4 protein-coding genes and 1 pseudogene are annotated in these 1,487 nt (G+C 44.7%); all 5 read right to left on the bottom strand.

Translation table 11 applies throughout. The annotated features are described in order from the left end of the window. A partial coding sequence (locus tag U869_RS0119450) for a host-nuclease inhibitor Gam family protein (protein ID WP_025123728.1) occupies positions 1 to 357 on the bottom strand: 357 nt, incomplete at its 3' end. A 28-nt stretch (positions 358 to 385) separates the two neighbouring features. Beyond that, positions 386 to 607, bottom strand: a complete 222-nt coding sequence (locus tag U869_RS0119445) for a hypothetical protein (protein WP_025123727.1) — start codon at positions 605 to 607, stop codon at positions 386 to 388. Between the two features lie 2 nt (positions 608 to 609). Then, positions 610 to 903, bottom strand: coding sequence for a hypothetical protein (locus tag U869_RS0119440; RefSeq protein ID WP_025123726.1), 294 nt, complete (start codon positions 901 to 903; stop codon positions 610 to 612). Between the two features lie 21 nt (positions 904 to 924). After that, positions 925 to 1,281 carry a DUF2528 family protein gene (locus tag U869_RS0119435; protein ID WP_025123725.1) on the bottom strand — a complete coding sequence of 119 codons (357 nt, stop codon included), beginning with the start codon at positions 1,279 to 1,281 and terminating at the stop codon, positions 925 to 927. Next, positions 1,282 to 1,487: pseudogene (locus U869_RS0119430) on the bottom strand (hypothetical protein); the annotation flags it as partial.

Raw genomic sequence — 1,487 nt, 5'->3', positions numbered from 1 at the left:
AACACATTGAATACTTGACCTGCAGCTCGGTGGTCGGTTGCGCCAAACGATCTCCCCCGTAGTCAGGTTTACGGTCTTGGTTTTGCCGTCCTGGGTCAGTTCCTTGCGGTTCGCCTCACACCAAGTCTGGATACCCGTTTGGAAACTGGCGATTTCAGCCTTTAGCCTTTCCATCTCAGGGGAATGATATTGCGTGACCGCCGCAATCTGGTCATTCATTTCCGTTTCGGTGCGAGTTAATTGACGCTGTAAGTCACCGAGGGTTTTAATACCCTCGATTACCTCAGTTTTCGATTGAGCGACGTACAGAGCCGCCGCAGCTTTAAGCCGCTTTTTACCTTTAGCCATTTTTGTAATTGCCTTTTATTAAGGGTTAACTACCTGGTTAATGAGTGACAGCAGGTGCGCACTCATCTTTGTATGTCTGCAGTAAATGCAGTCCTGAACTCTTCAACTCAGAAAAAATGAAGTCACGAAATGCAGGCTTTAACTTCTCCAGCAATACCTGTTCATCTTGGGTAACGCATTGGGTTATTGCATCAAATAGCCGTACATCAACATATCCTTCACTATCAATTGCGATTTGAGCCTCTATCTTAATAGCCATAATTAACGCTCCTCCCAAACAATCCGACAATTTCCCATTGGGCACTGATACTTTTTAAATGGGCCGTTATCATCAGAACCATGACAATAGAGTACAGCTTTACCGTCTTTAACCAATTTCAGCGTATTACTGTCAGCCTGGACAACCAAGGTTGGGCGACTGTGCTGAATGATTTCAATCCTGATAACCGTAAAACCGATAGCAGTCATTGCCGTTATAGTGTGGCTAGCACTACCTAATGCCATCTGAATTGACATGCTATTAATGTTGACAGTGAGATTCTGGTTCATGTTCATGCTGCCTATCTCCCTTTTGCATTATTCGACTATTTCACTGACGGTAATATCCGAATCATCGAACTCCAACTCATCACAGTCGATAATTCGGAAACCACAGGAGCCGTCCATTGGTGGCCAGCCTTCTTCATCAAAAGTTTTACTCAGTGAAGATCCGCTCATTGTCCAGTTAGCGATAAGAAGCGGCCAGCAACGCTGCCCCAGCATTTTTAATACAGCATGTAATACATTTCCGTCTGCATCCATTAAACGTTCCTGGCTATCACTCCAAAAATTATTAATTTGGTGAAGTTCTTTCTCTGTCACAATGTCGTGATCGATTTCAACAACCAGATCCAGAGTGCCAAACCAATTAATGCCATAGCGTTTAATATCCATTTACAGCCCCTTTATAACGTTAGCATCGACCATTGGCGCACCAAGTTGAGCTGCCAGGTTCATAGCCGCAATAGACAAATTGCTGACGGCCAGCGGATATAACAGGCTAACAACCCCTTTGCGACCACCTATGTTATTACTGAGCCTGGCGCGGATAGCATCGATAGCGTTGGCGTCGAAAATGTCGGTCAAGTATTCAATGTGTT

Origin of the sequence: Serratia sp. H1w (genome assembly GCF_000633355.1) — a bacterium.
Classification (GTDB): domain Bacteria; phylum Pseudomonadota; class Gammaproteobacteria; order Enterobacterales; family Enterobacteriaceae; genus Chania.
This window is presented reverse-complemented; position numbering and strand designations above follow the sequence as displayed.

Coding starts and splice junctions, on each gene's coding strand:
- U869_RS0119440 (WP_025123726.1), bottom strand. CDS start 903: ATGAACATGAACCAGAATCTCACTGTCAACATTAATAGCATGTCAATT.
- U869_RS0119435 (WP_025123725.1), bottom strand. CDS start 1,281: ATGGATATTAAACGCTATGGCATTAATTGGTTTGGCACTCTGGATCTG.
- U869_RS0119445 (WP_025123727.1), bottom strand. CDS start 607: ATGGCTATTAAGATAGAGGCTCAAATCGCAATTGATAGTGAAGGATAT.